We start from the raw sequence: 20,218 nt of genomic DNA, 5'->3' as shown, positions 1-20,218 counted from the left end.
CGGCGGTGGCGGAACCGGTGTGCGCCAGGAGGTGCGAGAAGATCAGCGGTCCAGGCGGCCCGGCTCGCCCACGTCCGTGCGGCGCACGAGCCAGGCCTCGGTGATGTGGGTGAACATGGCCTCGGCGGCGCCTTCCGGGTCGTGCGCCGCGATGCGCTCGCAGATGCGGCGGTGTCCCCGGTTCGAGGCCGCGCACAGCTCGCTGTCGGTCCTGCCCGTGTAGCGGGCGGTGTTGAACACCTGGCTCTCCAACGACCGCACGACGCCTCTGGCAATGCGGTTGCCGGACGCGCGCATGATCGTGTCGTGGAAGACGTGGTCCTGTTCGCGGTAGGCGGTGGGGTCGTCCACCAGCCGGTCCATCAGGTCTACCAGGTCGCGCAGTGCGGCCACGGTGGCGTCGTCCGCGACCCGCGCGGCGACCAGGGCCATGTCGGACTCCAGCAGCCTGCGGGTGACCACCAGGTCGTCGAGGACCCCCAGCGTCTCGTCCTCGGCGACGACGGCGCCCAGCACGAGCTCGTCGAGCATGTTCCACATCGACGGCGGCGTGACCAGCGTGCCCGCTCCCTGGCGCACCTGGACGAGACCCTTCTCCTGCAACACCTTCACGGCCTCGCGGACCACCGTGCGGCTCACCGAGAACGTCTCGCACAGCACCGGCTCCGGCGGCAACGACGTGCCCGGCGGGTGGTCGCCGCGCACGATCCGCTCCACGAGCTCGGTCGTGATCGCCCTGGCCAGGTTCGCCGGTCCGCGCACCCAGCCCGGGGCGGGGTGCGCGCCCACGGCCGCGCCCGGCCGCTGGCCTGATGCCGTCATCCGTTCCTCCGGTCGCGCTCCGCCGATGCGCTGGAGCGCGCTGCGGAGCGTACCCCGAATGACCCGTTGACGTAATACGTCATACGACTTACGTTCAGGCAGACCTCGTCGGGCCGGTCTCCCCCGGCCAACCGTCTCGGGAAGTGAGCAGCGATGAAGCAGCGCACACTGTGGTCGGCCGCCCTGGTGGTGGGTCTCGCGTTGACAGCGGGCTGCGGGAGCGCCTCCGGGCCGGGCACGTCCTCCGGCGGTGCGAGCGACAAGCTCGTGGTGTGGGACTGGAAGTCCGGTGACGCCAAGACGCGCGGCTACGTCGAGAAGGCCAAGGCCGACTTCGCGAAGAAGCACCCCGGCGTGCAGGTCGAGTTCGTGGCGCAGCCGTTCGACCAGTACTACACGCTGCTCGGCGCGGCCATCCAGGCAGGCAAGGGACCGGACGTGGTCCTGTTCAACGGCGGCGGCCAGATCCGCGACCGCTCCGACGCGCTCGCCCCGCTCGACTCCTTCGTCTCCGAGGACCGCGGCCGCTTAGCGGGCTGGGACGCGTTCACCGACGAGGGCAAGGTCTACGCCGCACCGGTGACCCTGCAGGGCCACCCGATCTACTACAACAGGGACCTCTACCAGAAGGCCGGGCTCAACCCCGACTCCCCCGCGAAGACCTGGGACGACTTCGTGCGCGACTGCGGCGTCATCACCCAGAAGACCGGCGCGAAGTGCTTCGCGCTGGGCAACAAGGAGGGCATCGGAATCCAGTTCTTCCTGTCCGCCATGGGATCGGCCGTCCTGACGCCGCAGGAGTACGACGCCTGGATCGCCGGCAAGCGCGACTGGTCCTCACCGGACGTCAAGAAGGTCTTCGAGCTGTGGAAGCAGACCGGCGACAGCGGGCTGAACACCGACGGCGCCAACTCGACCGCCATGTTCAACGACGCGTTCGCCGCCTTCAACGCCGCCAAGGCCGCCAACGTCATCGGCCTGATGTCGGACGTGGGGCACTGGAAGGACTTCGCCGAGTTCCTCACCCCGGAGAAGGTCGGCGTCCGGCCCGCACCCCTGGTCAACCCGGCCGCGAAGCCGAGCCTGGCCTACGACGGCGGCATCGGCTACGCCGTCGCGAAGTGGACGAAGGACCAGGGGGTCGCCGCCGACCTCGTCCGGTCGCTGACCTCCACCGAGGCGCTGAAGGCGTTCTACCTCGACGGCGGCGCGATCGCGGCCGACACGACGATCGACACCGCAGCCGGCGGCCCCGCGGTCAAGACCATCGTCGGCGAGGTGAAGTCGGGCAAGCCCGCCCTGCACGTGGCGTTGTCGTCCAAGACGGTCGACCTCATGGGCCGGCTCTCGCAGCAGCTGCTCAGCGGCTCGGCCACGGTGGACGAGGTGCTGCAGCAGCTCGCGGCCTCCGACAAGACGGGCTGACGGCGTGACGGCACCCTCCCTCTCGCCCGCGGGCCCGGCCACCACCGGGCCCGTCCGGCCCGCTGCCCCGCCCACCCGGCGACGCCGCGGTGGCCCGCGGTCCGAGCGCCTGGCTCCCCTGGTGCTGCTGGCCCCGGCCGTCCTGGTGATCGTCGGGCTGCGGCTGTGGCCGCTGGTGCTGGGGATCAACTTCTCCTTCACCGGCGACGGCGACCGCAACGGCCAGGCCGTCGGGTTCGCCAACTACCTGGCATTGCTCGACGACCCGCTGTTCCGCACGGCGCTGCGCAACGTGGGCCTGCTCGTGCTGCTGCTGCCGGTGGCCGTGGCGGTCCCCGGGCTGCTCGCGACGTTCATCTTCCTGAAGGTGCCCGGCCACCGCGTCTACCGCGGCGTGTACTTCTTCCCCGCCGTGCTGTCCCCGGTGATCGTCGGCGCGATCTTCACGCTGCTGCTGGCGTTCGACGGCCCGGTCAACGCGCTGCTCGGCCTCGCGGGCCTCGGGCCGGTGGACTGGCTGGGCGACCCCGGCGTGGCGATCTTCGCGGTCGTCGGTGTGCACGTGTGGGCGACGTTCGGCATGGGGCTGGTGGTGTTCCTGGCCGGGTTCGCGACCCTCGACCGCTCGCTGCTCGACGCCGCCGAGGTGGACGGCGCGTCGCTGGTGCAGCGGATCCGGCACGTGGTCGTGCCCGGCCTGTCCCGCACGATCCAGTTCGTCTTCGTCACGACGATGATCGGGCTGCTGACGTCGATGTTCGGCCTGGTGTACGTGATGACGAGCGGTGGCCCGGAGGGGTCGACCTACCTGCCCGAGTACTACGTGTGGATCCAGCAGGGGCAGCTGAACCAGCCCGCGCTCGCCTCCGCGGCCTCCACGGCGCTGTTCCTGATCATGCTCGTGGTGGGGCTGGCCCAGGTCGCGGTCCTGCGGCGCACCGGGAGGGACGACTGATGACCGGTTCCCGGCTGAGCAGGTGGGTGGTCGCGGTCCCGATGGCGCTGCTCGCGCTGGCCACGGTCTACCCGCTGGTGTTCACGGCCAACGTGGCGGTGAAGACGCGGCGCGAGTACGTGCTCGACCGGTTCTCCCCCGCCGGCTCCTTCAGCCTCGACAACGTCGTCAAGGCGTGGACCAGCGTCGGGATGTCGCGCTACTTCCTCAACTCGGTGGTCGTCGTGACCTGTTCGGTCGCGCTGCTGCTGTTGCTCGGGTCGATGGCGGGCTTCGCGTTGGCCCGGCTGCGGTTCCGCGGTTCCTCCGCGCTGTTCCTGGGCGTGCTGGCGGCGTTGTTCATCCCGTTCCAGGTGATCATGGTGCCGCTGGCGCGGATCATGGCCGACACCGGGCTCGTCGACACCTACCCGGGGCTGGTGCTGGCCTACGTGGCGCAGTTCCTGCCGTTCACGATCTTCCTGCTGACGAGCTACTACTCGACCGTGCCGGCGGAGATCGTGGACGCCGCGCGGATCGACGGGAACTCCGTCTACGGCGTCTACTGGCGGATCATGCTGCCGATCGGCGCGCCCGCGCTGCTGTCGGTCGGGGTGCTCAACGCGCTCTTCTGCTGGAACGACGTGCTCATCGCGCTGCTGGTGATGCCGTCGGCCGAGCACCGCACGCTGATGGTGGGCGTGACGTCGTTGCGCGGGCAGTACTCCGACGACATCCCCACGTTCGCCTCCGGCGTGCTCATCGCCGCGGTCCCCGTCCTGCTCGTCTACCTCTTCCTGCAACGACAGATCGCCGACGGGGTCACCGCCGGGTCGACGAAGGGCTGACATGCGCATCACTGGTCTGCGGACCCTCACCACGGTCCAGGACTGGGGCCGCCCGGTCGGGGACGCCAACGGCGTCCACCCCGACGGCCTGGTCCGGGTCCCCGTCGTCGTCGTGGAGACCGACACCGGCCTGACCGGGGTCGGGCTCGGCCCGCACGTGGAGGCCGACACCGTCTTCGCCGCCATCGAGGGCGAGGACCCGCGTTCGGTCACCGCCCTCTACGACCGGATGCTGCGCCGGGTGTTCAAGGCGGGCCACGCCGGCGCGGTCTTCGGCACGATCGGCGCGGTCGACACCGCGTTGTGGGACATCAAGGCGCAGGCGGCGGGCGAACCGCTGTGGCGGCTGCTCGGCGGTCGCGACCGCCGTGTGCCCGCCTACGCCTCCGGGCTGTGCGTCGCGCTGCCCGATGACGAACTGGTCGCGGTGTACCAGGAGTACGCCGCGCACGGGCTGCGCGCGGCGAAGCTCAAGGGCGGCCTCGACGTGGACCGCGACCGGCACCGCCTCGCCCTGGTCCGCGACGTCCTCACCGAGGCGGGCGGCGGCGCCCGGCCCAGCCTGATGCTGGACGTCAACGAGACCTGGACGCGCAAGCAGGCGGTCCGCTACGTCAGCGAGCTGGAACGCACCTTCGACCTGACCTGGGTCGAGGAACCGGTGCGGCGCTGGGACGTCGAGGGCCACGCGGCGGTCGGGCGCGGCATCCGCGCGTCGGTCGCCACCGGCGAGAACCTCACCGGACTCGAACAGCACCGCCCGCTGATCGCCGCCGGTGCCGTCGACGTCGTGCAGACCGCCGCCGTCTGGGGGATCACGCACTTCCTGCGGGTCGCCGCGCTGGCCCACGCCCACGACCTGCCGGTGAGCCCGATCGGCACGAGCCCGGTGGGGCTGCTGCACGCCGCCGCGTCCGTGCCCAACCACCTGGTGAGCGAACTGCAGGACCTCCGCCCGCCGGTGGGCGTGGAGATCGACCTGACCGTGGCGGACGGGGCGTACGTCCTGGGCGAGACCCCCGGCCTCGGGCTGCGCGTCGACGAGGAGAGGATCGCCGCGGCCGGTGACCTGCTGCCCGCTGCCCTGTCCGGTGGCCCGCACATCCGGCCCGACCGCGCCGGGCACCGCCTGCACGCGGTGGAGGTCGGGCAGGACGTGGAAAGTCCCGTGCTCAACGCGTAGAACGAAGACCCCGCCGCCCGCGAAGGAGAGCTCCCCCGCATGGAACCACAGCGCTTCGGCATGCTGATCCGGCTGCGCCCGGAGAAGCGCGAGGAGTACCTGGAGCTGCACTCGGCCGTCTGGCCCGCGGTCGAGCAGACGCTGCTCGACGCGAACATGCGCAACTTCACGATCTTCCTGCACGGCGACCTGCTGTTCGGCTACTACGAGTACGTCGGCGACGACCACGACGCCGACCAGGCCCGCATCGCGGCGGACCCGGAGACGCAACGGTGGTGGACGTTCACCGACCCGTGCCAGGAGTCGCTGGCGGAGCCGGACTCCGGGCACTGGTGGGTGCCGATGCGGGAGGTGTGGCACCTCTCCGGCCCCGGCGGACAGGCAGCGCCGGCCGGCTGACAACAGCACGACAACCGCTCCACAACAGCGCGCCGGTACTCCTTCGGTAGCAGAGCACAACCGAGGAGGACATGGTGAGAACCAAGCTGGCCGCGATGGTGGTCGCACTTCTCTCGATCGTGGGGCTCGCCGTCGTGCCGACGGCGAACGCCACACCGGCCTACCGCGACGTCTACATCCGCGACAACGGCAGCGACATCGGCAACGAACCCAGCAGCGGCAGCATCTACCACAGCCCCGACATCCGGGTCTGCTACACGCCGACGCCGTGCGCGACCTCGCAGCAGCCGATCGTGGGCGCGACCAACTACGTGTTCGTCAACCTGCGCCGCAAGCCGAACGGCCTCGGCAACGTGGACGGCGCCCTGCACCTGTACCGCAGCAACCTCGGCGGCGGCACGGCGTGGCCGGGCGGCTGGACCTACATCGGCGGCGTGGGCGCGAGCGTGCCGGTCAGCGGCTCGACCGTGATGATCACCTGGCCCGGCTGGAACGTGCCCGGTCCCGCGCACTTCTGCCTGCTCGCCCGCTGGGTGTCCAGCGCCGACCCGATGACGTTCGCCGAGGGGTCCAACACGCAGCTCAACGCCCAGCGCAACAACAACATCGCGTGGCGCAACGTCGACTCGGTGCGGGTCCTCCCCGGCCGGCCGATCACCCGGCCGTACACGATCGGCAACCCGGAGGCGTTCGACACCAGGCAGGCGCTGGTGCTGGAGCAGCCGGAGCGGCAGTTCACCGGCACGGTGACGGTCGACCTCGGCCCTGACCTCGCCGCCAGGTGGAAGGCGACCGGTCAGCGGGGCACCGGTGTGCGGCAGGTCGGTGAGACGCAGTTCCAGGTCGTCGAGCCGAAGCTCGCCCGCTTCGAAGGGCTCACGCTCAAGGCGGAGGAGCGGATTCAGATCGGCGTGACCTTCGCGACCGACGTGGAGGCCGCACCGGCGGTGCTGGAGGTGCACCAGATCGACGCGCAGGGCCTCGACCTCGGTGGTGCGCAGTACCGGATCAACGACAAGGAGTGAGTATCAGCCCCGGCGGGTCCGACTCCGTTGAACGGAGACGGACCCGCCGAAGGGGTGGTCAATGAAGACGATCATGGTGTTGTTGCTCCTGTTGCTGGGAGTCGTGCCCGCACACGGAGCACCGGACTGCAACCCGCCCGACTGCCCGGTGGTGGTGGACGCGCAGGACGGGCCGGTGCACGAGAAGACGGGTCCGTACGCGGCGACGCTGGCACTGCGCTACGGCGCCACGCAGGAGAACGTCGAGGTGTCGTACCGGTTCGTGGACGGCACCGCGAAGCAGGGCGAGGACTACCGGTCCGCGCAGGGCGGAACGGTCACGATCAAGGCCGGCCAGAGCTACGCCCAAGTGCCCTACACGGTGTTGCGGGTCGGTGCCCAGCAGAAGCAGTTCACCCTGCAGATCACCGCGGTGAGACCGGGTCAGGTCGGCAAGGCGGTCGCGGTGTTCACGATCGGCGGCACGAGGTGAACAGCCTGAGCGCCTGAGCCCAGTGGCGCAGGGCCTCGGTCCACCGCCCGCACCGGCCCTCCAGGTCGGCGCACGAGCGGTGGACCGAGGCCTCCTCGAAGGCGTCCGGCGCCTGGGCGCGGGCGGTCAGTGCGGCCACGAGGTGGTCGCGGGCGGCGGCGAGGTCGCCCAGGGCGAGCGCGGTCTCGCCGAGCTGGTGCAGCGCGTAGGCCTCGCGGTGGCGGTCGCCCAGTGCCCGGCAGATCGACAACGCACCGGTCAGGTGCTCCCTCGCCACCGCCGGATCGCCGAGTGCGAGCTGCGTGACGCCGAGGTGGGTGAGCGCGTCGGCCTCGAAGCGGTGGTCGGTGACCTCGCGGCTGATCCGCAGCGCGTCCCCGAAGTAGCGCAGCGCCGGTGCCCGGTCGGCGAGCTGGTGGAAGGCGTTGCCCAGCGACATCAGGGTCGCCGCCTCCAGCCGGGAGTTCCCCTCCGCGCGGAAGGTCTCCAGCGCCGCGAACAACGGCCCGACCGCGCGGTCCGCCCGGCCCATCCGCACGCAGGTGTAGCCGAGGTTGCGCCGCGCCAGCGCCACGCCCACCGCGTCACCCGCCGCGCCGTGCACCCGCATGGCGGCCTCGTAAGACTCCAGCGCCCGGTCGAACTCGCGCAGCTCGGAGTGCGCGTTGCCGATGTTGTTGTGCAGCCGGGCCTCCCCGCGCAGGTCACCGGCCTCCTGGACGAGCGCGAGCGCCTGCCGCTGCACCACCATGGCCTCCGCGATGCGCGAGGTCATCTGCAACGCGATCCCCAGGCCGCGCAACATCTCCGCCTCCGCCCGCCGGTCACCGAGCGCGCGGGCGGCCGCGACGGCGTGCTCGCACTGCTCCACGCGCGCCGCCCAGTTGCCGCGCGCCTCGAAGTAGCTCGTCAGCAGGTACGCCAGCTGCCAGGTCTCCCGCCGCAGACCGGCGTTCGCGGCCAGCCGGATGACGTGCAGCAGGTTGTCGCGCTCGGCGTCGAGGTGGGCCAGCACCTCGACGCGGTCGGCCGCGAACGGCAGGTCGTCGCACGGCGGGCGGGTCACGAGGTCGTGGCGCGGGTTGAGCACCGCGTTGGCCGCGTGCGCGATCGTCAGGTACCGGTCGAGCAGGCGTTCCAGCCCGTCGCCGAGGTCACCGCTCTGCCGGGCGAACAGCCGGACCAGGTCGTGCAGCGCGTACCGGCCGGCGCCGACCTCGCTGACGAGGTGCGACGCGACCAGCTCGTCGAGCCCCGGTCCCAGCGCGTCGGCGAGGTCGGCGGGGAAGCTGGCCCCCGGGTGCTCGCCGAGCACGCGGAACAGGCGGGCCGCCTGCGGGCTGAGCGTGCGGTGCGCGCTCGCGAACACCGTGCGGACGGTGCGGTCGTCGCCCTCGACCGCCAGCACGTCGAGCGGGTCGTTGCGGGTCAGCTCCCGCACCAGGTCGGCGATCCGCCTGCCGGGTCGCACCGCGAGCCGCGCCGCCGCGATCCGCAGCGCGAGCGGCAACCGTCCGCAGTGGACGGCGAGGGCCGAGGTCGCGTCGGACTCCGCGTGCACCCGCTGCGCGCCGAGGATGTCGGCGAGCAGGTCGTGCGCCTCCGGTTCGCTCAGCAGGCCGAGGCGCACCGTGTGCACGGCGTGGTGCGTGCCGAGCGCGGAGAGCGTGTCGCGGCTCGTGACCAGCAGCAGGTTGCCCTGGTCGCCGGGCACGAGCGGCAGCACGTCCCGCGCGCGGCGGACGTCGTCGAGCACGATCAGCAGCCGTTTGCCGTGGGTGAGCGTCCGGTACAGCGCGGCCGGGTCGGCGGGTGTCCGGTCAGCGGGGACACCGAGCGCGTGCAGCACCTCGGCCAGCGCCTGGGCGGGCGTGAGCCGTTGCAGGTCCAGGAACACCTGCCCGTCGGGGAACCGGTCGGCGACCCGGTGCGCCCACTCGACCGCGAAGGTGGTCTTGCCGACGCCGGCGACACCGGAGACCACGACGATCGGCGGCAGACCGGCCAGTGCGGCGAGCTCGGCGGCCCGGCCGGTGAAGTGCCCGGCACGGGCGGGCAGCTGGGCCGGTCTCGCGGTGCGCGTGACGGGTTTCGCGCTGTGCAGGGAGGGGTCGCGCCGCAGAACGGCGGTGTGCAGGGCGCTCAGCTCGGGACCGGGGTCGGCGCCGAGCTCGTCGGCGAGCCGGGATCTGAGGCGCTGGAACGCTTCAAGCGCGTCCGCGTGCCTCCCGTCCAGGTGCAGCGCCCGCATCAGCAGGCCGACGAGCCGTTCCCTGGTCGGGTGGCTCACCACCAGCCGTTCCAGCTCGCTGATCGCGTCCTGGCGGTCGAGCCGCTGCGCCCAGTGCGCCTCCAGGGCGGTGAGCCGCTGCTCGCGCAACCGGCCGATCTCCGCGCGGCCCCACCCGAACAGCTCGGTGCCGCCCAGCGGTTCGCCCCGCCACAGCGCCAGGTCCCTGGTCCGCTCGAACCGGTCGGCGTCCACGGAGGCGTCCAGCCGGTAGCCGCCGGGACCGGTGACGAGCGCGCCGGGCATCCCGCAGTCCGCGAGCGCCTGCCGCACCCGTGCGACGTGGCTGTGCAACGACCGCACGGCCGTGCGCGGCGGATCGTCCCCCCACAGCACGTCCACCAGGCGGTCGACGGAAACCGGTGTGCCGGCGCGGAGGGCGAGCACCGCCACGACGCTGCGCTGGCGGACGCCGTTCAGCTCGGCCCGGCCGAGCGGGCCGCACACCTCCACCGGCCCGAGGATCCGGACCTCGCCACGTCCGCCCACGTGCCGCACGGTAGCGGGCCGGACACCCCCGGCGGCAGCGCTGAACCGGGCAAACCGCCCGCATTCACGAATCTGCCGGTCACGTCCGCGTATGGCTCGCCCGGCCGCCCCCGTCGAATTCGACTCGAAGATCGCGGGCCGGAAGTCCTTTGCTGGCACCGTTTGCGGCCGATCTCGTAGATTGCCGGGCATGCCTTTGCGGAAAGCGATGTCCGTGGTCCTGGCCCTCCCCCTCCTGCTGGCGGGCCTGCCGTCCGCGACCGCGCACACCCGCTCGTGCGCCCGCGCGGACCTGCTGTTCTGCGAGGATTTCCAGTCCGTGCCGCTGGGCGGCGCGACCAGCCTGCGGTGGGGCGTCGACACCCGGCACGGCACGCTGACCGTGGAGAAGGCGGCCCGCGGCCAGCGGGTGCTGCACGTGCACACCGAGGCCAACGGCCGCGCGTTCCTGCGGGTCGACGACTTCTCCGCACCGGGCAACAGCTTCTACGGCCGGATGCGGCTGAAGGTGGACGCCTTCCCGAAGAAGCCCGACTGGGCGCACTACACCCTCGTCGAGGCCACCGGCCAGGGCAGCGCGGAGGTCGTGCGACCGCTGGGCGGCCAGTACGTGCCCACGTCCGGCCGCGCGCTGTGGGGCGTCGGTGCCGACGGCGGCCCGACCGGTGACTGGACGAACTGGCGGGAGTCCGCGCCCTCGCGCGAGGACGTGTGGCAGTGCGTCGAGTGGCGGATGGACGCCTCCGACAACCGCGTCGAGCTGTGGTTCGACGGCAAGCCGCAACCCGACCTGACCGTCTCGACCCGCTCGCACGGCGGCAACCCGGTGGACTTCGTGTTCCCGGCGTTCGACACGGTGAAGATCGGGTGGCAGCTCTACCAGCCCAACGACGGCGCCTACGACCTGTGGGTCGACGACATCGCGCTGGGGTCGCGCCGCGTGGGCTGCTGACCGACGGCACGGCGCTCCGCGAGCAGCAGGTAGGCGGCCGCGGTCCAGGTGTAGGCGCGGTCGCGCAGCCCCTCCCCCGTCAACGCGTCGAAGTTCTCGGCGAACCCCGACTTCTCGCACGTGGCCAGGAACCGGGCGCTCACCAGGTCGGCCAGCTCCACCGCGCCGCCGCGGCGCAGGCCGTCCTCGACGAGCACGGTGGCGGGCGCCCACACCGGTCCGCGCCAGTAGCCGTCGGGTTCGTACCAGGGCGAGTCCGGCCGTTCGGTGGCCGGCCCGACGGACGTGAGGTGCGCGGCCACCCCGGCGCAGAGGTGCTCGAACACCTCGCGCGGCAGGTGTTCGCCCAGCACGACGGGCATCAGGTCGAGCAGGCTCGCGCTGCGCCGTTTCGTGCCGCTCGCGACGCCCTGGCTCACGAAGTGGTCGCCGTGCCACAGCTCGTCGAGCAGGGCCGTCAGCAGCTCGTCGGCCTGCTCGGACCAACGGGCGGAGTCCTCGCCGGTCTCGGCGGCGAGGACGGCGAGCTCCCGGCACTGCAGCACCAGGAACGCGGCCAGGTCGGGTGAGCGGACCAGGCGTTCCTCGCGGAACACCGTCGAGTTGTCCCAGCCGCTGTCGTTGCCGTGCTCGTAGTGCGGCAGGCGGCTGCCGGGTGCGCGGCGGTGGTCGAGCCAGAACGACGTCCACGCGGACAGCTGGCGGTAGGCGGTTCCCACGTCCGGCAGCCCGCCGGGGAGGCGGTGGCGCAGCAGGGAGAGCGCCCAGCCGTGAATCGGCGGCTTGACGAAGTTGCGCAGCACCTCGGAGTGCGTGACGGAGTCGGGCAGCGCGCCCTCGGCGTCCTGGTGGTCGAACACCACCTGGAACTGCTGCCACGCGAGCTCCGGCGCGCCACCGGCCAGCGCCAGCGCGGTGAAGCAGTGGTCCCAGCTCCACACCTTGTCCATCCAGTGCTTCGACATCAGCACGGCCGGGCGACGCACGAACCCGGCCGGGCGCACGGTGGCCGACCAGAGCACGTAGGCGGCCAGCTCGGCGGCCGGGACGTGGTCGTCGCGCCACGGTGCCACGGCGTCGGCGAACCGGGTGAACTCCTCGTGCACGGCCGTCACGTCCTCGGCGAAGGTCGTAGCGGGTGAGAACGGCGCGCGGGCCGTGCCGATCTCCTCGACCAGCAGCTCCCACGGTTCCTCCGCGCTCAGCACCACCGCCCGCCGCGCCGAGCCGAGCGCCTGGTCGCCCGCCTGGTCCCACCGTCCGGACAGGACGGTCAGGCGCAGCCGGTGGCCGGTCTCGTAGGAGGTGAAGACCAGGCCGCCGGCCGGGTCTGCGAAGAGGTACGTGCCGGTGAACGGGGTCAGCGCCGGTTCGGCGGCGCTGAGCTCCAGTCCGGTGCCGGTGCCCGAGATCCGCAGGACGTCCGGTGCCGAGAACACCGCGGTGACCCGGCCCTGCCCGGTGCTCCAGGTGAGGGTCGCGGGATCGGCGGTCACCTCGGCCGGCGCCGGCACGGGAACCAGGCGCAGCAACGGGTGCATGCCGTTGCGGTGCGAGACGAGGTGCACGTCGTCGGCGTAGGTGGCCAGTCCCACCACCGGGGAGAGGCCGAACCAGGCGCCGGACCGGCTGAAGGGGATCTCGCGCACGGAGAACTCGGTTGCCACGGCGTTCCTCTCGGTCCTTCGAACTCAGTCCTTCACGGCGCCGGAGGTGACCCCGGCGGCCACGTAGCGCTGGGCCAGCACGAGCAGCACGGCGGCCGGCACCGACGCGACCACGGCGGTGGCCATGATCGCGTTCCACTCCTGGTTGTTGTTGCCGATGTAGCGGTAGATGCCGAGCGTCAACGGCTGCCAGGCGCCACCGGAGTCGAGGGTCGCGGCGAACACGAAGTCCGACCACGCCCACAGGAACGCGAACAGCGCCGCGGTCACCAGGCCGTTGCGGCTCGCGGGCAGCACCACCGAGACGAACGTGCGCCACGGTCCCGCGCCGTCGATGCGGGCGGCCTGCAGCAGCTCGTCCGGCACCGCCGCGATGAACGACGTCAGGACCAGCACCGCGAACGGCACCGCCACCGTCGAGTCGGCGAAGACGAGGCCCCACACCGTGTTCGTGATGCCCAGCCGCACGTAGAGCCCGTAGAAGCCGAGCGCCATGATGATCCCGGGGACCATCTGCGCGACCAGCAGCACGAACCCGAGCACGCGCCGCCCGGCCGGCCACAGCTTCGCCAGCGCGTACGCGGCCGGCGCGGCCAGCAGCAGGGTGAGCACGACGGTGCCCAGCGCGACCAGCAGGCTGGTGCCGAAGTACGGCAGCTGTTCGTGCAGCACCCGCCGGTAGCCCTCCAGCGTGGGTGAGGCCGGGAACAGGCTCGGGGGCGACTTCCGCATCTCCCCTGCCGGGGTCAGGGAGACCGCGACCATCCAGTAGACCGGGAACAGCATCACCGCGGTCAGCCCCAGACCGGCCCACGTGCGCCACGACCGGGCCCTCATCCGCGCTCCTGCACCCGCGCGTAGCAGAGCCCGGCCACCAGCGAGACGAGGATCAGCACGGTCCCCACGGCGGCGCTGGGCCCGAACCGCGGCAGCGCGCCACCGAAGCCGAGCTCGTAGGACCAGGTCGCGAGCGTCGTCGACGAGCCGCTCGGCCCGCCCCTGGTCATGACCCAGATCAGGTCGAACACCTTGAGCGTGTAGACCAGCCCGAGCAGCAGCGTGATCGCGGAGACCGGCCGCAGCATGGGGAACGTGACGTGCCGGAACGTCTGCCAGCCGCTCGCACCGTCCAAAGCGGACGCTTCGTGCACCTCGGGCGGGATCGTGCGCAGGCCGCTGTAGAGCACCACGAGGTTGAACGGCACGCCGATCCAGATGTTGGCGATGGTCACCGACACCAGCGACCACGACGGGGAGGTCAGCCAGTTGACCGGGTCGAGGCCGACCGCCGCCAGTGCCGCGTTGACCAGCCCCGACTCGCTGTTGAGCAGCCACGCCCAGGTCGACGCCGACACGATCAGCGGCAGCAGCCACGGCACGAGGAACAACGCGCGCAACGTCGCCGACAGCGGGAAGTCGCGGGCGAAGAACACCGCCAGCGCCAGGCCGATCGTGTACTGGAAGCTCAGCGACACGACCGTGAACAGCACCGTGTTCAGCACCGCCGTGCGGAACGTCGGGTCGGCGAACACCGCCACGTAGTTGTCGAGCCCGACGAACGGCGCGCCACCGCGGACGAACGTCCGCACGGTGTAGCCGCGCAGGCTCAGCTCCACCGTGGTGTACAGGGGGTACGCGTAGGAGATCAGCAGGTACGCGCTGAGCGGGACCGCGAACGCCCAGGCTGCGAGCCGTGCGCGCACGGCTACTTCGCGGCGGCCGCGGTGGCCTGGGCGTCCTTCAACGCGGCCTCCGGTGTCTTGGCGCCGGTGAGCGCGGCCTGCACCGCACCCCACAGCGGTTGCGAGATGCGCGGGTAGCGGGTGCCGAGGTTGTCGCCGGTGCGCCCCTTGGCGGCGTTCACCGCGGCCACCCACACCGCCAACTCGGGCAGGGCGGCCACCTGCTGCTCCTGCACCGACCGCACGGCGGAGACGTAGGTCAGGGCGGTGTCGGCGGCGAGCACGCGTTCCGGGCTCGTGAGGCAGGTGGCGATCTGCCCGGCCTTGGTCTCGGTGGCCTTGTCGTCCTGCACGGGCACGGTCACGAACTCGCCTCCCGTCGGCGCGGGCGCGGTGCCGCCGGTGCGACCCGGGATCGCGATGACGCCGTACTCGAAGCCGGTCTTCTTCGCGTTCTGCAGCTGCCAGGTGCCGTTCTCGGCGAAGGCGTACTCGCCGGTGGCGAACTCCTGCCAGCTGGTGGTCTGGGTGTTGCCGATGACCGAGTTGGGCGCGAAACCCTGGTCCAGCCACGACTTCCACAGCGCCAGCGCGCTGATGGCCTGGGTGGAGCCGAGGTCGGTGAGCGCGGCGCCCGAACCCCAGAACCACGGCAGGAACTGGAAGGTGCCCTCCTCGGTGCCGATCGCGGAGAACGTGATGCCCTTCCTGCCCGCCGCCTTCACCTTGGCCAGCGCGGTGGTGAGGGCCGCCCAGTCCGTGATCGCCGCGGGGTCGACACCGGCGGCGGCGAGCACGGACCTGTTGTAGTAGAGCGCCAAAGTGTTGGCACCGATGGGAACGCCGTAGGTCTGCCCGTCGAGCGCACCGGCCGACACGAGGTTGGGCGCCGCCGCGGACGCGTCGAGGCCGACCTCGGAGTTGGGCCGCAGCACGCCGCCCTCGGCGAGCGTCGACACCACGGGGTTGTCGACGACCAGGACGTGCGGCGCCGTGCGCTGCTGTGCGGCGAGCAGCACCTTGCCGGTCAGGTCGGTGGTGTCGAAGGACTGCCGCCGCACCTCGACGCCGGCCTCGGAACCGCACCGGTCGACGGTGCGCGCCCACTCGGAGCCGGCGGTGAACTGCGGGTAGGGGTCCCAGACGGAGAACACGTCCGGCGCGCCCGCGCTCGGCGCCGAGGTGCACGCGGTCACGACCAGGCCGGCCGCGAGGAGGGTCAGGGCTGCGCGTCGCATGAGGTGGTCCTCCCTGCCGGCCCCGTCGCCAGCAATCATCGAACCGGTTCGATTTTCGAGCAGCCGCGCCAACGTAGCCGTCTCGGCTGACCGCGTGCAAGAGGCGGTGGCCTACAGTGTCGACTGTCGAATCGGTTCCTTCGACGAGGGGAAGCGGCATGAACATCGGCGAGATCGCCCGGCGGGCCGGGGTCTCCCGCAGCACCGTGTCGTACGCGCTGAGCGGCAAGCGGCCGGTGTCCGCGGCGACCGTCCGGCGGATCAACGACGTCATCGCCGAACTCGGCTTCCGGCCCAACGCCAGCGCTCGCGCCCTCGCCGAAGGCCGCACCAGGACGCTCGGCCTGGTGATCCCGCCCGCGAGCACCCGGCTGACCGACGTGCAGCTGAGCTTCGTCGCGAGCGTCGTCGAGGCGGCCGCCGCGCACGACCACGACGTGCTGCTCTCCCCCAGCGGCGGCGACCACGACCGCTCGTTCGACCGCGTGGTGACCGGCCGCAGGGTCGACGGGGTGATCTTGATGGAGATCCTGCTGCACGACCCGCGCGTCGAGCGCCTGACCAGCACCGGCCTGCCGTTCGTGACGATCGGCCACGTCGCGGACCCGGCCGCCTCCTGGTGGGTCGACGTCGACTACGGCGGCCTGATCAGCCGCTGCGTGCGGCACCTCGCCGACCTCGGGCACCGCGACATCGTGCTGGTCAACCGCTCCGCCGAGCTGGTCGCGTCCGGCTACGGCCCGGCGGTGCGCGCGACGGCCGCGTTCCTGCGGACCGCCGCGGAGTGCGGCCTGACCGCCCACGACGTGTGCTGCTCCGACGACCCGGCCGCCGGCGTGGCGTGCTTCGAGCAGATCCGGGCGGACTGGCCGGAGGTGACGGCGGCCGTGACGATCAACGAGGCCGCACTGCCCGGCGTGCAGCGCGCGTTGCACGCGGCCCGCCTCGACGTGCCCCGCGACTTCTCGCTCACCGGCGTGATCGCCGACCGGCTCGCCGAGGACTTCCACCCGCCGCTGACCGCCGCCGACGTGCCCGCGGGGCAGATGGCGCGGCTCGCGGTCGACCTGCTGCTGGAGCAGATCGCCGACCCGGCGGCCACGCCGCGGCACGCGCTGCTGGCGCCGTCGATCACACTGCGGTCGAGCACCGGGGCGCGCCGGAGCGGCTGAGCCTCGACCTGCGGTCGGCGCGCGGAACGGGCGGTCCGGTCAGGGCGCCTCTGCGGGACGAACGGCGCGACTCGCCGCGCTGCAGCCGAACCGGTTCGACCCACGAGCCTCTTGCCCGGAACTCCGCTGTGCGCGTACTTTCACTCCTCGATCGAACCGGTTCGAGTCTCCGTCGCCCCTGACCCGTTACGGAGCCCACCCATGGTTCACCGACGAACCCGCACAGCCCTCTTGGCGGTACTCGTGTCAGCCTTCGCGTTCACCACCCCTGCCCAGGCTGCGAACGAGGCCATCAGCGTCGACTTCGCCACGACCACCGGCACCCCCGCCCAGCGCGCCTCCGGCTGGATCTACGGCATGACGGAGAACGCCGCGGGGCCCGCCGACCACTTCTTCCGCGACGTCAAGTTCCGGTACATGCGCGCAGGTGGTGCGCAGCTCGACAGCCCTGGCGGCTGGGTTTCTGGCAAGTACGAGCGCCGCTGGAACGCCACCAGGGCGCAGTTGCTGCGGACACGCGCGCTGGGTGGTGAGTTCGTGCTGCTGCCCCACGACCTGTGGGGCGCGGACGGCTACCCGATCTCGCGCTTCCCCGGCGACAACGGCAACTGGACCGACTACGACAACTTCCTCACCCGCGTGATCGACGACGTCCGGGCGACCGGCGTGCCGGTGCAGTGGGACCTGTGGAACGAAGCCAACATCACGACGTTCTGGAACCGGTCGCAGGCGCAGTACTTCGAGCTGTGGCGCCGCACGTACCAGCGCGTCCGGGCGGCGTTCCCCGCGCACCTGATCGTCGGGCCGAGCCACGCGGGCGTGCCGTCCACCGGCGGCTGGTGGGTGCAGTACCTGGACTTCGTGCGCGCCAACAACGTCGTGCCCGACGTCTTCAGCTGGCACGCGCTGCCCGGCGACCCGGTCGCCAACGTCGCCACGGCGAACGCGACGCTCGACGCGCGGGGCATCCCGCACCCGCGGCCGTACCAGATCAACGAGTACGGCGCGTCGAACGAGCAGAACCCCGGCGACGGGGCGTGGTACATCGCGCGGCTGGAACGCGCCGGTGCCGACGGGCTGCGCGCCAACTGGGCCAGTGCGGGCAACCTGCACAACGACCTCGGCAACCTGCTGGTGCGCAACGCGGCCGGGCAGCACCAGCCCAAGGGCGAGTGGTGGGTCTACCGGTTCTACGCCGGGCAGACCGGCCAGAGCACCGCCACCACGCCGAGCCAGTCCTACGACTCGTTCGCCACCAAGGCCAACGGTGTCGCGAAGGTCCTCATCGGCGGCGGCAGCACGACCGGCAACGTCGCGGTCACGTTGCAGCGCCTGGACACCACGACCGGGATCGTGCAGAACAACCAGGTCCGCGTTCTCGTGCAGCGCATCCCGCACAACAACGGCGGCGCGGTGCAAGGTCCGGTCACCGTGCAGAACTCCGTGGTGTCGTTGTCCGGCAACGCCGTCACGGTCACCGTGCCGCACAACGACGTCAACGAGACGTCCACGATCACGCTGCTGCCGCCCGGCTCGGCCGGGTTCCAGACCGTGGCCGTGGCGCAGCACTCCCAGCAGTGCCTGGACAACACGAACCTGAGCACCGCCGACGGCAACCAGCAGCAGCAGTTCCCCTGCGAGGGCGGTGACCAGCAGCTGTGGAACTTCACGCCGGTCGCGGGCGTGGCCGACACCTTCACCGTCGCCAACCAGCAGTCGGGCAAGTGCCTGGACGTCTCCTCGGCCGCGGACGGTGCCCCGGTCGTGCAGCAGACCTGCGCGCCGGGGTCGACCGCCCAGCAGTTCACGGTGCGCAGGGTCACCTACAGCGGCAACGACCAGCACGACCACCAGCTCGTGGCGCGTGCCAGCGGCAAGTGCGTGGACGTGAACGGCGTCTCGACCGCGGCGGGCGCCCGGACCATCCAGTGGACGTGCAAGGCCGTGAACCAGAACAGCCAGCTCAACCAGACCTGGCGGCTCTGGGGCCGGTGACGGTCCCTGCCGGTCTCCGATCCCCCACAACGCAGTGGAGCGGCTCATGACAACGACCCGAACCAGCCCGAGGCGCGTTCTGCACGCGGCACTGGGCCTGTCCCTCGCGCTGGCCGTCCTCCCGGTCGGCTCAGCGGCGTCAACTCCCGCGGCGGCACCGGCACCGGTGGCGGCAGCGGCCACCGGGACGTGCGACATCTACGCGTCCGGTGGCACGCCCTGCATCGCCGCGCACAGCACGGTGCGAGCGCTTTACGGCTCCTACGGCGGAAACCTCTACCAGGTCCGGCGTTCGTCGGACAGCACGACGCGCGACATCGCCGTGCTGACCGCGGGCGGCAACGCGAACGCGGCCACGCAGGACGCGTTCTGCGCGGGCACCACGTGCGTGGTCACGGTGGTCTACGACCAGTCCGGCCGCGGCAACGACCTGTGGTACCAGGGGTCCGGCGTCGTGCCCGGCTCGCCGCAGAGCAGGCCGGCCGTCGCGACGTCCGAGGCGCTGACCGTCGGCGGCGACAAGGCCTACTCGCTCTACATCAACCCCGGCAACAGCTACTGGCGCGACGGCCACCTGACCGGTGTCCCCACCGGCAGCGCGCCGGAGGGCATGTACATGGTCACCAGCGGCACGCACGTCAACGGCGGCTGCTGCTTCGACTACGGCAACAGCGAGACCACCCGCAAGGCCGACGCGGCCGGGGCGATGGACGCCATCAACTTCAGCACGCAGTGCTGGTTCGGCGGCTGCCAGGGCACCGGTCCGTGGGTGCAGGCCGACCTCGAGTGGGGCCTCTTCCCCGGCGGCAGCCAGTCGTGGAACCCGAACCAGCGGGCGTTCCCCACCAGGTTCGTCACGGCCATGCTCAAGAACAACGGCACCACGCGGTTCGCGCTCAAGGGCGGCAACGCGCAGAACGGCACCGTGACGACGTTGTGGGACGGCTCGCTGCCACCGGGCTACAGCCCGATGAAGAAGCAGGGCGCCATCATCCTCGGCAGCGGTGGTGACTGCTGCAAGCCCGACGGCGGCGCGAACCTCAGCGCGGGCACGTTCTACGAGGGCGCCATGGTGGCCGGGTACCCGTCCGACGCGACCGAGAACGCCGTGCAGGCCAACATCATCGCGGCCGGGTACGGCACCGGCGGTGGCGGCGGTTCCACCGGACCGGTGCGCGCGCTGGCCGCCGGCCGGTGCCTCGACGTCAACGGTGCGAGCACCGCCGTCGGTGCGGCGGTGCAGATCTGGGACTGCCACGCGGGGGCGAACCAGACGTGGACGCGCACCGCGTCCGGCCAGCTCACCGTCTACAGCGGATCGACGCTCCGCTGCGCGGCGCCGCAGAACAACCAGCCGGCGGCGGGCACGGCGGTGGTGACCGCGACCTGTGACGGCAGTGCGAACCAGCGCTGGACGGTCAACGCCAACGGCACGATCACCGGTGGTTCCGGACTCTGCCTGGACGTCAACGGCGCCGCGACCGCCAACGGCACCAGGGTCGTCCTGTGGACCTGCCACGGCGGCGCCAACCAGCAGTGGACGTTCGGCTGACGCAGCCCGGTTGCTGCAGGTGGAGCAGGAGCGGCCGTCCGGGTGACGCCGCCAGGTCAGGGCTGAACGGGGC

Annotated in this window: 17 protein-coding genes; 11 read left to right on the top strand and 6 right to left on the bottom strand. The window is 71.9% G+C overall.

Annotation, left to right across the window (positions count from 1 at the left end):
- Positions 1-42: 42 nt before the first annotated feature.
- Positions 43-822 (bottom strand): FadR/GntR family transcriptional regulator, encoded by a 780-nt coding sequence (locus ACZ7CH_RS10775; RefSeq protein WP_458431854.1) that lies wholly within the window; start codon positions 820-822, stop codon positions 43-45.
- A gap of 153 nt (positions 823-975) precedes the next feature.
- Here ACZ7CH_RS10775 and ACZ7CH_RS10770 point away from each other — a divergent pair, with 153 nt between their 5' ends.
- The 7 genes from ACZ7CH_RS10770 (at position 976) to ACZ7CH_RS10740 (ending at position 7,108) form a co-directional block, all read left to right on the top strand.
- On the top strand, positions 976-2,247 hold the full coding sequence (locus tag ACZ7CH_RS10770) for an ABC transporter substrate-binding protein (protein ID WP_458431853.1): 1,272 nt from the start codon (positions 976-978) through the stop codon (positions 2,245-2,247).
- A gap of 4 nt (positions 2,248-2,251) precedes the next feature.
- Positions 2,252-3,202: a carbohydrate ABC transporter permease gene (locus ACZ7CH_RS10765; protein WP_360389282.1), complete on the top strand. Its 951-nt coding sequence runs from the start codon at positions 2,252-2,254 to the stop codon at positions 3,200-3,202.
- Positions 3,202-4,029: a carbohydrate ABC transporter permease gene (locus tag ACZ7CH_RS10760; RefSeq protein WP_360389285.1), complete on the top strand. Its 828-nt coding sequence runs from the start codon at positions 3,202-3,204 to the stop codon at positions 4,027-4,029. Before ACZ7CH_RS10765 ends, ACZ7CH_RS10760 begins: the two co-directional genes overlap by 1 nt.
- A 1-nt stretch (position 4,030) precedes the next feature.
- Complete coding sequence (locus tag ACZ7CH_RS10755) at positions 4,031-5,212, top strand: mandelate racemase/muconate lactonizing enzyme family protein (protein WP_470373691.1); 1,182 nt, start codon at positions 4,031-4,033, stop codon at positions 5,210-5,212.
- 39 nt (positions 5,213-5,251) lie between these two features.
- Positions 5,252-5,611 carry an L-rhamnose mutarotase gene (locus ACZ7CH_RS10750; RefSeq protein WP_360389291.1) on the top strand — a complete coding sequence of 120 codons (360 nt, stop codon included), beginning with the start codon at positions 5,252-5,254 and terminating at the stop codon, positions 5,609-5,611.
- Positions 5,612-5,685: 74 nt separating this feature from the next.
- Complete coding sequence (locus tag ACZ7CH_RS10745; RefSeq protein WP_470370477.1) at positions 5,686-6,636, top strand: hypothetical protein; 951 nt, start codon at positions 5,686-5,688, stop codon at positions 6,634-6,636.
- Between the two features lie 61 nt (positions 6,637-6,697).
- Positions 6,698-7,108 (top strand): Calx-beta domain-containing protein, encoded by a 411-nt coding sequence (locus ACZ7CH_RS10740; RefSeq protein WP_360389296.1) that lies wholly within the window; start codon positions 6,698-6,700, stop codon positions 7,106-7,108.
- Here ACZ7CH_RS10740 and ACZ7CH_RS10735 read toward each other — a convergent pair.
- Positions 7,086-9,887 carry an AfsR/SARP family transcriptional regulator gene (locus tag ACZ7CH_RS10735; protein ID WP_360389299.1) on the bottom strand — a complete coding sequence of 934 codons (2,802 nt, stop codon included), beginning with the start codon at positions 9,885-9,887 and terminating at the stop codon, positions 7,086-7,088. The genes ACZ7CH_RS10740 and ACZ7CH_RS10735 overlap by 23 nt on opposite strands.
- A gap of 190 nt (positions 9,888-10,077) precedes the next feature.
- Here ACZ7CH_RS10735 and ACZ7CH_RS10730 point away from each other — a divergent pair, with 190 nt between their 5' ends.
- Entirely contained in the window at positions 10,078-10,839 is a 762-nt protein-coding gene (locus tag ACZ7CH_RS10730) for a hypothetical protein (RefSeq protein WP_458431850.1), read from the top strand.
- Here ACZ7CH_RS10730 and ACZ7CH_RS10725 read toward each other — a convergent pair.
- Genes ACZ7CH_RS10725 through ACZ7CH_RS10710 form a run of 4 tightly spaced genes read right to left on the bottom strand, consistent with a single transcriptional unit; the run spans position 10,785 to position 15,426 of the window.
- Positions 10,785-12,506 carry an amylo-alpha-1,6-glucosidase gene (locus ACZ7CH_RS10725; protein ID WP_470373690.1) on the bottom strand — a complete coding sequence of 574 codons (1,722 nt, stop codon included), beginning with the start codon at positions 12,504-12,506 and terminating at the stop codon, positions 10,785-10,787. The two genes, ACZ7CH_RS10730 and ACZ7CH_RS10725, sit on opposite strands and share 55 nt — an antisense overlap.
- A 24-nt stretch (positions 12,507-12,530) precedes the next feature.
- Complete coding sequence (locus ACZ7CH_RS10720; protein ID WP_470373689.1) at positions 12,531-13,343, bottom strand: carbohydrate ABC transporter permease; 813 nt, start codon at positions 13,341-13,343, stop codon at positions 12,531-12,533.
- Complete coding sequence (locus ACZ7CH_RS10715; RefSeq protein ID WP_470373688.1) at positions 13,340-14,209, bottom strand: carbohydrate ABC transporter permease; 870 nt, start codon at positions 14,207-14,209, stop codon at positions 13,340-13,342. Before ACZ7CH_RS10715 ends, ACZ7CH_RS10720 begins: the two co-directional genes overlap by 4 nt.
- 2 nt (positions 14,210-14,211) lie before the next feature.
- Entirely contained in the window at positions 14,212-15,426 is a 1,215-nt protein-coding gene (locus ACZ7CH_RS10710) for a sugar ABC transporter substrate-binding protein (protein WP_470373687.1), read from the bottom strand.
- 158 nt (positions 15,427-15,584) lie between these two features.
- On the opposite strand from ACZ7CH_RS10710, the gene ACZ7CH_RS10705 reads away from it, so the two are divergent.
- The 3 genes from ACZ7CH_RS10705 to ACZ7CH_RS10695 all read left to right on the top strand — a co-directional run bounded on the left by ACZ7CH_RS10705 (position 15,585) and on the right by ACZ7CH_RS10695 (position 20,145).
- Positions 15,585-16,598, top strand: a complete 1,014-nt coding sequence (locus ACZ7CH_RS10705) for a LacI family DNA-binding transcriptional regulator (protein WP_470370472.1) — start codon at positions 15,585-15,587, stop codon at positions 16,596-16,598.
- A 243-nt stretch (positions 16,599-16,841) separates the two neighbouring features.
- Positions 16,842-18,593: an RICIN domain-containing protein gene (locus ACZ7CH_RS10700; RefSeq protein WP_470373686.1), complete on the top strand. Its 1,752-nt coding sequence runs from the start codon at positions 16,842-16,844 to the stop codon at positions 18,591-18,593.
- A gap of 46 nt (positions 18,594-18,639) precedes the next feature.
- The gene (locus ACZ7CH_RS10695; RefSeq protein WP_470373685.1) at positions 18,640-20,145 is read left to right on the top strand and encodes an arabinofuranosidase catalytic domain-containing protein; all 1,506 of its coding nucleotides are present in this window, start codon (positions 18,640-18,642) and stop codon (positions 20,143-20,145) included.
- Positions 20,146-20,218 lie beyond the last annotated feature (73 nt).

This window comes from Lentzea sp. NPDC037011, from assembly GCF_055607425.1.
This window is presented reverse-complemented; position numbering and strand designations above follow the sequence as displayed.